The following is a 12,509-nucleotide window of genomic DNA, read 5'->3' as shown; positions in this document are numbered from 1 at the left end:
TGCGAATGACCTCACAAGGAGAAGCGTTCGGCCCCTGGCTGGGTCGGCAGCTTCGCCGAACAGGCAAATCCCAGGCTCAGTTGGCGGGCGACTTGGGTATCACTCGTGCAGCGGTGTCCGCCTGGATCACGAACCGCTCTGAGCCCCGGGACGAGATGAAGACAAAGATCGCGGCAGTCCTTGGCACTGACGCGTCCTCGGTTGCTAGCCGGACCACCGACGTCGATGCCGAGCTTCCACTGCGATGGCATCATCGCCCGGCTCACGCAGACGGCGGACGCGAGTACGGTAACGCTGCCGCGTTTGCCTTCCAGGCAGACCTCTCAGTCCTTGCCCGTGAGGCTACCCAGAACTCTCTCGACGAACGCTTCGACGCCACAAGTCCGGTCCGCGTCGATTACACATTGCACGAACTGACCGGCAAGCATTTGACCTCATTCCTCGCGGCGATTCAGTGGGGTGAGTTGGAAGCCCATCTAACGAGCGCCGCATCAGCCGAGCAGAAGGTCTCACGAAGTCTGCGAGCTGCGCTGGATGATCTCGAGGAACAACAAACGCTCCTGCTCCTCCGCATCGAGGATTACAACGCATCAGGGCTCACCGGGCCCGAGTACAGCGACGGCCGATTCGCTGCCGTTGTGCGCCGCCAACTCGACAGCCACAAACAGTCCGGACTGCGGTCCGGCGGGTCCTACGGCCTTGGTAAGGCGACACTATGGGCCACCAGCCGCTTCGGTTTGGTCCTCATGAACTCGACGCTCTCAACGCCGCACGAAGGCCGCACGGAGCGACGACTAGTTGGACGCCTCGACCTCCCTTGGCATGAGGTCGACGGAACTCCCTTCGCGGGGCCGGCGTGGTTTGGTGAGCCGGACACGGAACCTGATCACCGCGGCACCTCCCGATCGTGGTGGGCGGATGAGGAAACCGTTCGCCGCCTTGGCCTTGATCGGATATCGACTGAACCCGGTACGTCTTTCCTCATCGTGGGTGCCCACGATGCATCAGGCGATGCCGGCACGCTCGAAGAAATGCACGACAAACTCGTGCGATCGCTGGCCGACGGATTCTGGGCAGCGATGGTCGGCGGACTTACGGCCGGCCCGTTGATGCAAGCCAGCGTCACAACGCTGCGCGACGACAAGGTGGTCGTCGCCAAGGAGACTGTCGACCCGAATAGCCACCACCCGGCCCTGAGCCGCGCCATGCGCGCTTACCTCGACAATGCAACAGTCAACGAGCTCACCGCGGCCGATCAGGTGGCGATCGCCGAAGTGCCGCTCGTTGTAACGCCGCTGAAGGGCCAGGGTCGCAGGAAAGGGAAAGGTGTACTTCACAATTCGATCCTCCTTATAACCCCTGCGGCGGAGAGCGCAGAGTCCACGAACCGCGTTACCTTCATGCGCGGCAACCGTATGACCATCGTCGAACATCGGCCTCGGGAGATCCCTTTGGGTACTCCTCCATTTCAAGCCGTCCTTCTCGCCGGCTACGCCACCGGCAGAGACGACGACGACGTTACTGTTGCCGAGGCGTTCCTTCGCGCATCAGAACCGCCTGAACACGACAGGTGGGATCGCACCGAAGAACTCACATCCTCGTATGAGAAGGGCGCAATCACCAGGCTGAGGGAGTTCCGCGCCGAGATCGACAAGGCAGTGCGGGGACTGGTCGGGGAGCGCGAGGTCGAGCGCGGCGGTGGCCCCAAGGCCCTCCGTGAGCTCCTACGTTTGGACGCTCCACACCCATCATTCATCCGTAAGTCATTAGGGGCACCAACGGTCCGAGGAGTGACTGGACAGATCGATCACACTGGGGCCTGGCATGTCGCTGTAACCCTCAAAGTACCGGAATCAGACAGTGAACGGCTCCTTACTCCTGTCGCCAAATTTGACGTCAGATCAGGAGGACGCCCGACGATCCGGTGGCAGGAATTGGACGCGAGTGAAGGGTGCCGGATCGAGGGAGGTAGTCTTGCCATTGAGGCGGGCGTGCGGTCAGCGACCTTCGTCGGCGTCACAGATCCTTCCACGCACCCCGTCCACGGACGCCATGCGCGACTGGTCGTCGAGGTCCAGGCTGCCCGCGGTGGTGCTTCATGAAACCGGTCTTCTCGTACCCCACACTATTCGGTGACGTCGATCTGGAAGTCCTGTCCGTGTCTATCGACGGTACTCAATTGCCGTACAAGCAGATTTCAAGACCCCAGCGAACGGTTGCCCTGCACGAGGCAGGGAGGGTCAATTGGGACATCGCGACTCTTAAGCTGAAGGCGTCGTTGCCTGAATCGGAACTCGCTGACCGAGACTGGACTGAAGTCGTTTGTCTTGCAGTCCTGTCTGAGAAATTGACTAACAGCCGTTCGTCCGTGCGCCTGAGCCGACAGGCTGATGGAAGCTGGCAGGGGATCATCGATCTTTCGCGCTCGCGGCATATCCGACGCGCCACACTCGCGCTCACGGTTACCGCTGAGGTCGAAGGAGTGGCGGGGCGTGTTGTCGGTGGCACTCAGGAGCCTTGGTTCATCGACCTGACATCGACCAAACCAATCCGCCAACGTGATGTCGACATCGTCGAGGAAGACTTCCGCGACGGCAGCCAGACCTGGCTGAGGCCGTTCAAGGATTCAGCGTGGATTGTTGACACATCCACTGACACACCTCGGGTATACCTCAACACGACCGCAGTTGAAGGACTCACCGATATTCTCGGCGCCACGGGCGGCTCGACTGAGGAGAAGTTGTTGCGGGACATGGCTGCAAGCCAAATCGCTCAGGACGCATGGATCGCGATGTTCCACTCCGCGGTGAGCGCCTTGGAAGTCGATGATGATGGGACTCCGATAATGCCCACCGGATGGCGCGAATCCGTACTCAGAATGATGCTCCCCGACGTCATTCCTGATCGGCAGCTGACCGACGCGCTGTATGAGATCGAGCGCCAACGAGCCGATGGCGGAGGATGGGCCGACGTTCAGACGAGGCTCCACTTCGCGGCCGGCCGCCGAAGCCAAATCGCGAGAAAACTAACCTCAGCTGTGCGTAACATCCACCAAGGCGGACGGAGCAGCCCCTAATGCATCACGCTATCCCTGAGATGCTCGGATTCCTGTCCAACGGATCAGCAACCAAGCACCTCAGCCGAGGGATCCAAGCAGGACTGGAGCGACCTCCCATCGCTAGTCTTACGAAGGACGCCACCTACAACGACGGAACTGAATCACGTTGGCGGGCCGAACCAGTGCGTGAACTGCTCGTCGAGGCAATGGACCGCTTCGAGTCAAAGAGGGCAAGTGCAGATGGTTGGCTTGCGCCGCGCCTCCACGCCACATTGCGCCTGACAAGGGCAGAGGCAGCCGAGATGGAGCTGTGGAATTACATCGCCCTCGTTGTTGCTCCTGACTACGTCGTCTGGCGCCACAAGGGAACCGACGTGGCATTGCCGGTTCGATTCAGCGGCCCCCACTACACCCAGGCGTTCGCCCGTTTATGGTGGGCCGCCGAACTCTTCAGGAACGGTGAGGACTACCGCCCGGTCGAGGTCGCGTGTCAAGTTCAAGACGTCCTGAACACGACGATGCGCCTTGATGTCATCGATCACCGGCCAACGGCACTCGCCATCATTCACATCCTCGAAGACTTGATACAGAATAAAACAACACATCTCGGCGACCACATCAATGCCCTCTCATCCGCGGTTAATACCGCGGGCAGCACAGTGGTGTACGACGTGTTGGCTCCCGACCTTCCTGCTGATGACGACGCCGTCCGCGAATGGATATCGGAAGCTGAAGGCATGTCATCCGTACCGTGGGACCGGTTGCCTGACGGACCGGCGGACGGAACTATTACCGCGGGCGCACTTCACGCAATCGTTCCATTGTTCGAAAACCTCCTCGCCGAGGCGCCGAGGCGGAAGCGACCGCGACACGCTGCGGGCGATGATGGGGACACAGCGTCCGCGTAATCGGGCCAGCTATTCATCCGGTCGATTGTGAGGACAAGGCAGGAATCCCAGCGTTGCCGCGAAGCCATAGTCTTCGTACTGCCGCATCGAAGAACGTCTCGTCTAGATCCAGATGCAAGGCGGCCGCGAGTACATGGGCCGCAAGCCGGGGAGGGATGGCATTGCCGATCTGCTGAGCAATGCCATTGCCCGACCACGGGTAGTCCTTTGGGAACGTCTGCAACCGGCCGGCCTCGGAGTGGGAAAATCGCTCGAGTTCCGAGTTGCTAGGGGTCACCACACGATTGCGCGACACTTTCCCCGTAACCGTTGCAGAAGGTTCATCAGAGGAACGGCGCCCGCGCGCTTTTGGATCTCCACCGGAGCCATAGTTTGAGATCACGACAAACGGTTCGCGACGGTCCAGAGCTGTACCCATCGTTTCCCACGCGAGGCGCGTCTGGTCGCCTGCGAGCCTCGGGATTCCCTTCCGGTATTCGCGATGTGTCGGCACCGGTAGCGATGGGGCCTCGTGACGATTCGCGATGAGGATCGCGCGACGCCGTGTTTGCGGAACACCGAATTCCTCCGTGCGAAGGACGCCACAGTCGACCTTGTAGCCGAGGCCCTCGAGCGCCTCCCCGACAGCTTCCCAGACAGGCAGCACCGCTGGGACCTGTTCGAGTACGACCGCGTCATAAGGAATGCCTAATTCGTGAGCCTCAAGTACCCACCGCAGCGGCTGCAGTACCAGACCCGTACGCTCGTCCTCCAGGCGAGCGACGCTGGACGCGATATCGAACCCAGCAGCCATCTGCTTGACGAATGAGAGCACCTCGTCCAGCGCTCGGCGACCGGTGCCGGAGCCGGCCAGGGTGTACGTCTGGCAGGGTGGGCCGCCCGCGAGAACGGTGGCGTCGGGGAAGTCGCGTGGGCCGACACTCCGTACGTCGCCCTCTTCGGTGCTGAGTCCGGCCGCGCGGCGAGTGGCGCAAGCGTCCGCGTCCCATTCCACGCCATGAACAGGTATCCCGAGCCAATGGGCTGCTACATCGAGGCCGCCCGGCCCGGCAAACAAGTCCACCATGCGAGGCTGCGATGAGTGCGCTGGACGTGACTGATCGGGGGCCATGAGGATGGAGCATATTACGACCCACCGACGATCTCTTCAGCCCAGTACGTGTCGGCATTCACGCGGTTTCGACACTCGCCCCCAAAGTTCCCGCTATGGCCGTTCCGAGTGCACGCGCCAGCGGTGGTGGTACCGCGTTCGCGACCTGGCGATATCGCGCTGTCTTCCGCCCCGCAAAGTGCCAGCTCGTGGGAAACCCCTGGAGTAGAGCCGCTTGGTCGACGGTCAACCTGACCATCCCACTACGGCCGCCACTCGGTATCCACTGAAAATCGACCGCGGGCACGTGTCGTACCGCTGGATCCCTTCGCTTACCCCGTATCCGGTCACCCCGACTACCCGCGCCCATTCGTCGCGGAACTCCCATCGACAGGGTCCGTCGGCCTCGACGCCCACATCTGGCCGCCGAAATCCACACTCGACGAATACAAAGCAGTCGGGTCCGTGATGGAACGGCAAGGCTTCTACTTCTACCGACACAATCGTCTCGTTCAAGCCGGCGGATGGAACAATTTTCGGCAACCCGACCAACATCTTGCCTTGACCCGCATCTCCATCGATCTTCCTGACGACTCACGGGATGTTTTCCGGCTTAGCGTCAAGAAGGAGGGCGTAGAGATGTCTCCAGAGGTCGTGGTAGCGCTCGAGGATGCACGAGACGGCGACGGTCGGCTTTTCACGGAGTACTTGACGGATGGCGAGACGACATATCGCGAGGCCCGCAAGACCTCAGGAACCATCCGCAAGCCGGTCATACCACCCGGAAAGGGTATTGACGCATCCGTGCGCGAGACCATCGAAGAAGAGCTCCCCCTAATTCCCGGGGAAGACCCGATCTCCGTTCGATGGCAGACCCTCGACAACAGCGCCTTTTTCGAGCTGGATCGCGAGAATCGAACGATCCACCTTAATCAGAATTACCGAGCGGCAATTCTGGGTGGACGAAAGGGCACGCTCAACGACGCACCCTTGCTGAAATCGCTCATGTACCTGCTCCTACATCAACTTTTCGAGAAGGAGTACAGCGGCAAGCGGGAGAAAGACAACCTGCAATTGTGGCAAGCCGTGATGGTGTCGGCGGCTCGAGCGGAACTCGAGCGTGTCGCAGACGGTGAGTAGCAAGAGATCAGCGCGAGCTGACAGTCCGGACTGAGTGGGCTGCCCCTTCGCGGCGACCTTTGCTCTGTAGACCACTTCGGGTATAGAACGATGAGGAAAACTCGAATGACCAACGCCGACTTATTACGGCTCGCCCTGCATGGTGCCGCCCTCGCAGACATGCACGGCAGCAAGCCCAAGAGGCTTGTCCGTGCTCTCTCGTATCAGGCTGAGGACTTGCCCGCCGAGGCGGCGGAGTACGCCACAGACAAGGACTTCCAAAAGTACCTGGAATCGGCACCGCCCACCGACCCGCTTGTAGAAGCGTGGAAGAAACAGCTCACGCGGTGGGATTTTGCAGAAGCACCAACCTGGTCGTCCGCCGACGCCCGCTCTGACGAACGCCGTCGGAATGTTTATGAGCTTCTCGCACTCGAGCCGCGGACCTGCGAGCTACTCACCTCAATTGTGCCCGTATATAGAACTGCCCCACCGGTTGTCATCAGCACGAAGTTCACGCCTTGGTATACCTCGCAGTCCCAACAGGGCCGACCTTGGTACTGGCCTGCGTACCGTGAGCTACTTGCTAATAAGGGCTGGCCGGAACACGCTGTGGCTGGGCTCGACATCGCTTCCGACCGTGTTGTGGAACGCCTAGCGGACCCGTCCAGTCCATCGGTGTACCAGTCGAAGGGCCTCGTTGTTGGCTACGTCCAGTCGGGCAAGACCGCAAACTTCACAGGCGTAATCGCCAAAGCAGTTGATGCGGGCTATCGACTCGTGATTGTCCTCGGTGGCACTCTCAACCTGCTACGTGGACAGACCCAACGACGCCTCGACATGGAGCTCGTTGGCCGAGAGAACATCCTGCGCGGAGCAAGCGAGGACGAGTCCGACTACGCCGACGATCCGGCGTGGGGACAGGGCAAGTTCCTCAAATTCGGAGGTCTACCTTCCGCACTCGGCGCATTCGATATCGTCCGAATGACCACGCGCGACAACGACTACAAGAGCTTGCTTCAGGGAATTGTAGCCCTCGAATTCGAGAAGCAAGAGCCAGCGCTCCCACTATACGACGCACGAAATCTCCATCGCTCATCTGCGCGTCTCATGGTCGTCAAGAAGAACAAGACGGTGCTGACCAAGTTGGTCAAAGACCTCAACAAGATCAAGACGCCCCTGTCCGAGATTCCCGTCCTGATAGTCGATGACGAGTCTGATGAGGCCTCGGTCAACACCTCTGACCTGGCGAAGCCGGACGCCGAACGTACCGCGATTAACCAGAAGATTTCAGACTTGCTGAAGATGCTGCCGCGCGCACAGTACGTCGGGTATACGGCAACACCATTCGCGAATGTATTCGTGGACCCCAGCGACACCGAAGACATCTTCCCCAAGGATTTCATCATCTCGCTTCCACGCCCAGACGGCTATATGGGCGCTCCCGACTTCCACGATATGGATTCGGTTGTTCCTTCCGATGAACGGAATCCGGCCAATTCGAATGAGAAGGCTCATGTCCGGGACATTCTAGTCGAGGGTGACGATGACGACAGCTGTTTGCAGCGTGCGATGGACATGTTCGTCCTCACTGCCGCGATCAAGCTCTATCGCGAAGACATGGGCGGCCTCGGTGACCGGCACTTCCAGCACCACACCATGCTCATCCACGAGTCCATGCGTACCGATGCGCACCGCGAGTTGTTAGGCCGAGTCACGCGGCTGTGGTGGAACGCCGGCTACATGGGTTCGCGTGGGCACGATCGATTGCGTGACCTGTTCGAAAGTGACGTCGCACCGGTCTCCGCCGTTCGTGCAGATGGATATTCAGTGCCCGCCTCCTACGACGAAGTCATTCCTTTCGTGGGTCCCGCTGCGATACGCATCAGTGGCGACGACCGGCCTATCATCGTCGTCAACGGGGACAAGGACCTCGAGACCGGCGAGGCAGATTTCGACAAACGATCGATCTGGAAGATTCTCATTGGCGGCCAGAAGTTGTCGCGCGGATTCACGGTCGAGGGACTGACCGTCACCTATTTCCGACGACGCGCGGGGAGCGCATCCACGCTGATGCAGATGGGACGATGGTTCGGATTCCGCGACGGATACCGAGATCTCGTGCGCCTCTACCTCGGTCGTTCGGAAACGACTGGCACCAAGGAGATCGACCTGTACGAGGCATTCGAGGCGATCTGCTTGGACGAAGAGAGCTTTCGTTCCGAACTAGCACAATATTCCGTGATGGTGGATGGCCGACCTCAGATACTTCCGGCACAGGTGCCTCCCCTTGTATCGCAGCACCTCGCCTGGCTGAAGCCGACGAGTCCGAACAAGATGTTCAACGCGCGCTTGTTGGAGATCAAATCCCCCGGCGAGTGGCAAGAGCCGACCGCTTACCCCACCAGGGTCGCGGATCTTCGGCACAATACTGCGCTATGGACCCCGATTCTTGAGTCGCTGTCCGAATCTCCGACCGCGTTCGCGTATCCGTCCGATAAGGATGGGACACGCGGACCGCACGTATTCAAGGCTTTCACCGGCCACATCCTTGCACCCGAATTCTTCGACATCATCAGCAGTCTAAAATGGCACGCGCCCGCACAATTCTCGCCGTATCTGACCTACCTGCGAGAAATCACCGCGGAACAACGGGTTGAGGACTGGATCGTCCTCGCTCCGCAACATGAGAGCGGCGACACACAGGTCATTGATATGGCTAGCGGTCGTTCCTTCTCTTGGTTTAGTCGAGACCGCAGGCGGGGACCCCTGTTTGGCGCAATAAGTGATCCCAAGCATCGGTCAGTGCCCATGCACATCGCCACACCCTCGGCTCTGGCGGGCCATCTAAGCGATGAGAATCACGCGCAGACCTTGAATTCGGGAGCGATGTCCGACAACGTGAGAAGAGCGGTGGAAGCGGCCGAGAACCTTTCGGCAGATCGGCGGGGCGTTGTTGTCCTGTACCCGATCATCGAGACAGCAGTACGGAGAAAATACGGTGTCATGAAGCCGGCTGGATCCAAGAAACTCACAGTTGATCCCGGCGAGCTTGTCATGTCCTTCGGCTTCGTGGCGCCTGCCGATGCGCGAGGTGATCGCGGCAGGGTCATCCGATTCACCGCGATCGATTCCTCGCTCGAGAATGTTCCGATCATCGACGTAATTCGGCACCGCTCGGAACTGAAGGAGCTGCGCAATCGTATCGGAGGTGTGCAGTCGCCCACCAGGGCTCGAACAGATGAAGCCGACCGCGGTTCGAGGCATGAGCCCAGTTAGGGCCTGATAGCCCCGGGCACTTAGACCCGACACAGCCTGAATGTGGCTATTGTTGTGGTGAGTTATGCAATACGGGACGGCGACGATCGGTCTCCGTCCGCAGTGTCGAAAGGATCAACCATGGGCGTCACCCTGGCCAAAGGCGGAAATGTTTCCCTGTCGAAGGCGGCACCGAACTTGACGACGGTCTCTGTTGGTCTCGGTTGGGATGCCCGCAGCACCACCGGCGCACCCTTCGACCTCGACGCAAGCGCCCTAGCCACCGGCCAGGACCGCAAGGTGCTCTCCGACCTTCACTTCGTGTTCTATAACAACCTCCGCTCCCCCGACGGTTCGATCGAGCACACTGGCGACAACCTCACCGGCGAGGGAGATGGCGACGACGAATCGATCAACGTCGATCTCTCCGCCGTTCCGCCGAACGTCACCAACATCTTCTTCCCGGTCTCCATTCACGACGCCGACACCCGCGGCCAATCCTTTGGACAGGTCACCAACGCCTTCATCCGTGTGGTCGACAGCACCACTGGAATAGAACTCGCTCGCTACGACCTCACCGAGGACGCGTCCAGCGAAACCGCGATGCTCTTCGGCGAGGTCTACCGCCACAACGGCGAATGGAAGTTCCGAGCCATCGGTCAGGGCTACGCCTCCGGACTCGCCGGCATCGCACGCGACTACGGCGTCAACATCTGACAACTCCGTAGAGCGCCGGGTTCATCACGCCCGAACGGCCCCAGCGAGAAGGTGCAACCAAGTGGGCACCTGACTCGCTGGGGCCCTGCGGCCCGAACGCATTCGCGTCGATGCGAGCGTCGTGCCATCGGGCAATATCGCTCAGCTGGTCGACAGAGTCAGGCGGGCTTCTTCGCCGTCGCTAATCGACTCGTCGTCGTCCGGCCCGAACTCGGCTTCGAATTCTGCGTCGAGGTCAGCGCGTGAAATATCGTCACTGACTACGTCATCGACAGGTATCGACTTACCGGTCGCTTCCTCGATGAGGGATACAAGCTGCCGCTGCCGATCAACCATGAACGCTTCGAATTCGTCTGACCGAAGCAGGTTCGGATTGATCAGGTGACTCGAGAGATACCCATCCAGCGTCTCGGCAGCGATGACCGGCGCGTTCCCCTTGCCTCGTTCGAGACCTGCCAGGTAAAGCGACGGAGCCTCGCCGCCAATGATTCTGTTGGTCCTGAAAGACAGCGGAGTCTTGTTGATGATCGAGTCATACACGGAACGCTGGATCCCGCTCGTTTCACACCACTTCTTTGGGAAAATGTGGTGGATGTCCACGTTCTCGCCGAAGAACACCGTGTGGTCGAACTCCTGACCTGATCGAAAGTCCTTCGCGCCCTTCAACATCAGCAGAGCATTAACGCCCTTGTACGCCGCAGACAAACGCATCCTCATTGTCTTCAGCCGCTCCGCACGGAACGATGCATCGAGCACTGTCGTCGGCTCCGGACCTCCGCGCATCCACTCAGGCACCTCGATGAAGTCCTTGGCAATACGATTCTCCGTCGTGGAGCCGTACAGCTCGCCAAACACTCCATTCCAATACCATTCGACAAGCTTCGCGTGATTTGTGACGTGGTCGATGCCGTCGCCGATGTCCGCCAAAATCGCGGCGAGGGGGATTATCTGGGTCTGATACGGGAGGTCGAAGATGCGATATATGTGGAGACGATGAAGGAACTTCGCTGCCGCGACGAATCCCTGTTCAACCTGGTCTTGGTACTTCACATACGCAGAGAGCGGCAAATTGAGAAGCGCCTGACGATTACCGATTACCTGAGGCAGCTCCTTGCCTGTCTTCCCCGCAGCCGCGGCATCACGGCGCTTCTCACGCGTGTGAAAGAGCGAGACGACGTGTAGGAAATCAGTGTTTGACACCTCGGAAAGAATTCCCGACTTCGCGTCAGCGAGGCGGTGCGTTCGCGCCAAACGTGCCTGCCGCCCTACGGTCGTCCCTTCACCGAACCAGTCCTTGCGAAGTTCGTAACCCTCGGCGGCGTACATGGCGGTGATCAGTTCAAATGCGTCGAGCGCCTTTCCGCCGGTGTTCACCTTCTCGAATACGACGCAGACAGCTTCCTTCGACGTGTCCTTGTCGAGGGCGATCACCGGCACATGGTAACTGGTGAAGTTCTCGACAATCTGCTCCTGAAAAGTGTTGAGAAGGGTCCATTTCTCCTGAAAGCTACTCGAGTCCGTCTCCATAAAGTGACTGACGCACTCTTTCTGCCATTCAGGGAAATCGAACACCATCGACACCGGAAACATCAGGTTCTCGAATTCGCCCATCCTCGTCGAAAGATCGAGCTCCGTCTTGCGTCCAAAATCGCTCCTGATGACTCGGTCTTCCGGAACGCCGAAGATCGCGTCCTCCCTATCTACCAACGGGTCGAGAGCCTTCTCGATGTCGATGTAGAACCAGCGCTTCACTGGGCGCTTCTTGGGTGTCACAGTCTCGACCACCTGCTTGCGCAGAGTCACTTGGTACAGCGACGTCATGCGCTGCTGGCCATCAAGAAGGAGTGCCGATGGCGCCTGCTCCGCCGCTACACGTGGCGCCCCTTCTACGGGCCTCGGCTTGAACTCGACGCCCCCACCCGTCTCCAAGGCCATCAGGGCACCGACCGGAAAGGCCCTGGACACCGAGGCGATGAGACTGCGAATCCGCTCCTCGTCCCAGACCCAGCTCCGCTGAAAGTCGGGCAGCTGCAGCTTGCCCTTTTCACAGTCCGTCAGCAGCTCCCCCAGGAGGATGGGATTGGTCTTGAACATAGCTTTCGCCACGGTGACACCTCAATCTTCTGGCAACGAGATGGTATGGACTCTAGTGGGTAGGTGCTGAGCTCACTGCCGTCGACGGTACATACTGAGACGCAGCCTCCGTGAGCTGTGGTGAGTGCACCTTACGGTGCATGCATTGGCGCTTACGCATGATGTGCAGCGCGATGGTCGCGGCGGCGCGCGTCACGGCGACATCGTCGAGGAGCCGTTCGAGATCGTCCAGGCTGTAAGCGTGCAGGAAGCTTTGCCCCGGACC

Annotated in this window: 9 protein-coding genes; 6 read left to right on the top strand and 3 right to left on the bottom strand. The window is 59.9% G+C overall.

Annotated elements, in window-relative coordinates; all coding sequences use genetic code 11:
* Nucleotides 1-5: 5 nt before the first annotated feature.
* From BLV94_RS38920 to BLV94_RS38910, 3 genes are read left to right on the top strand one after another with little or no spacing between them, the layout of a single operon-like run.
* Nucleotides 6-2,102, top strand: coding sequence for a helix-turn-helix domain-containing protein (locus BLV94_RS38920; protein ID WP_072944229.1), 2,097 nt, complete (start codon nucleotides 6-8; stop codon nucleotides 2,100-2,102).
* Entirely contained in the window at nucleotides 2,099-3,076 is a 978-nt protein-coding gene (locus tag BLV94_RS38915) for a hypothetical protein (RefSeq protein ID WP_072944227.1), read from the top strand. Before BLV94_RS38920 ends, BLV94_RS38915 begins: the two co-directional genes overlap by 4 nt.
* A complete protein-coding gene (locus BLV94_RS38910; RefSeq protein WP_072944225.1) occupies nucleotides 3,076-3,966 on the top strand; it encodes a DUF6339 family protein in 891 nt (296 codons plus the stop codon). Before BLV94_RS38915 ends, BLV94_RS38910 begins: the two co-directional genes overlap by 1 nt.
* Nucleotides 3,967-3,979: 13 nt before the next feature.
* Here the strand turns inward: BLV94_RS38910 and BLV94_RS38905 are convergent, their stop codons facing one another.
* Nucleotides 3,980-5,032, bottom strand: coding sequence for a DNA cytosine methyltransferase (locus BLV94_RS38905; RefSeq protein WP_244163868.1), 1,053 nt, complete (start codon nucleotides 5,030-5,032; stop codon nucleotides 3,980-3,982).
* Nucleotides 5,033-5,135: 103 nt separating this feature from the next.
* Complete coding sequence (locus tag BLV94_RS38900; RefSeq protein WP_371851560.1) at nucleotides 5,136-5,315, bottom strand: DNA cytosine methyltransferase; 180 nt, start codon at nucleotides 5,313-5,315, stop codon at nucleotides 5,136-5,138.
* A 206-nt stretch (nucleotides 5,316-5,521) separates the two neighbouring features.
* Here BLV94_RS38900 and BLV94_RS38895 point away from each other — a divergent pair, with 206 nt between their 5' ends.
* The 3 genes from BLV94_RS38895 to BLV94_RS38885 all read left to right on the top strand — a co-directional run bounded on the left by BLV94_RS38895 (nucleotide 5,522) and on the right by BLV94_RS38885 (nucleotide 10,150).
* Complete coding sequence (locus BLV94_RS38895) at nucleotides 5,522-6,196, top strand: hypothetical protein (RefSeq protein ID WP_244163759.1); 675 nt, start codon at nucleotides 5,522-5,524, stop codon at nucleotides 6,194-6,196.
* Between the two features lie 105 nt (nucleotides 6,197-6,301).
* Complete coding sequence (locus BLV94_RS38890; protein ID WP_083395808.1) at nucleotides 6,302-9,454, top strand: Z1 domain-containing protein; 3,153 nt, start codon at nucleotides 6,302-6,304, stop codon at nucleotides 9,452-9,454.
* Nucleotides 9,455-9,574: 120 nt separating this feature from the next.
* Nucleotides 9,575-10,150, top strand: coding sequence for a TerD family protein (locus BLV94_RS38885; protein WP_011594621.1), 576 nt, complete (start codon nucleotides 9,575-9,577; stop codon nucleotides 10,148-10,150).
* 141 nt (nucleotides 10,151-10,291) lie between these two features.
* Here BLV94_RS38885 and BLV94_RS38880 read toward each other — a convergent pair whose 3' ends face one another.
* Complete coding sequence (locus BLV94_RS38880) at nucleotides 10,292-12,256, bottom strand: GmrSD restriction endonuclease domain-containing protein (protein ID WP_072944221.1); 1,965 nt, start codon at nucleotides 12,254-12,256, stop codon at nucleotides 10,292-10,294.
* Between the last annotated feature and the right edge of the window lie 253 nt (nucleotides 12,257-12,509).

It is taken from the genome of Rhodococcus koreensis, assembly GCF_900105905.1.
GTDB lineage: Bacteria > Actinomycetota > Actinomycetes > Mycobacteriales > Mycobacteriaceae > Rhodococcus_F > Rhodococcus_F koreensis.
Note: the sequence above shows the minus strand (reverse complement) of the source record. Positions and strands in the feature narration are given on the sequence as shown.

Coding starts and splice junctions, on each gene's coding strand:
- BLV94_RS38905 (WP_244163868.1), bottom strand. CDS start 5,032: ATGGTGGACTTGTTTGCCGGGCCGGGCGGCCTCGATGTAGCAGCCCAT.
- BLV94_RS38920 (WP_072944229.1), top strand. CDS start 6: ATGACCTCACAAGGAGAAGCGTTCGGCCCCTGGCTGGGTCGGCAGCTT.
- BLV94_RS38910 (WP_072944225.1), top strand. CDS start 3,076: ATGCATCACGCTATCCCTGAGATGCTCGGATTCCTGTCCAACGGATCA.
- BLV94_RS38890 (WP_083395808.1), top strand. CDS start 6,302: ATGACCAACGCCGACTTATTACGGCTCGCCCTGCATGGTGCCGCCCTC.
- BLV94_RS38885 (WP_011594621.1), top strand. CDS start 9,575: ATGGGCGTCACCCTGGCCAAAGGCGGAAATGTTTCCCTGTCGAAGGCG.
- BLV94_RS38900 (WP_371851560.1), bottom strand. CDS start 5,315: ATGGTCAGGTTGACCGTCGACCAAGCGGCTCTACTCCAGGGGTTTCCC.
- BLV94_RS38915 (WP_072944227.1), top strand. CDS start 2,099: ATGAAACCGGTCTTCTCGTACCCCACACTATTCGGTGACGTCGATCTG.